Annotated in this window: 1 pseudogene; it reads right to left on the bottom strand. The window is 52.2% G+C overall.

Annotation, left to right across the window (positions count from 1 at the left end):
- Nucleotides 1-460 (bottom strand): annotated as a pseudogene (cmtA, locus tag K0039_RS25260) (PTS mannitol transporter subunit IICB); the annotation flags it as partial.

Genomic DNA, 460 nt, shown 5'->3' with positions numbered 1-460 from the left:
TAGTTATTAATCAATATCAGTGGTTTATCCGTCACACGTTTCACGCGCCCTTCCAGACTGGCATGAGTAACGACGATATCCGCATCCGCAGGCACGTTTTCTATGGCGTAATGTTTTACTTCAATTGCCAGCCCCGCTTTTTCCAGGCGTTTACGGAAGGTGGTCGCGCCCATCGCACTGGAGCCCATCCCCGCATCGCAAACAAAGGCGATACGCTTAACCCTGCTTAACGAGAATGCACCCTCTTGTTTCATCGCCTTAACCGCATTGGCTGACTGAGCAAACTCATCTTCGCTCTCCGTTTCCACCGTTTTTTCCATCTTCAGTATCAGCGAAGTAATAGCAAAGGACACCAGGGTACCTACCGTAACACCGGCAATTGTCGCCAGGAACGAGCCGTTCGGCGTCAGTGCCAGGTAAGCAAAGATAGACCCCGGACTTGGGCCAGCCACCAGACCAC

It is taken from the genome of Terrisporobacter mayombei, assembly GCF_020748465.1.
Lineage (GTDB): Bacteria > Bacillota > Clostridia > Peptostreptococcales > Peptostreptococcaceae > Terrisporobacter > Terrisporobacter mayombei.
This window is presented reverse-complemented; position numbering and strand designations above follow the sequence as displayed.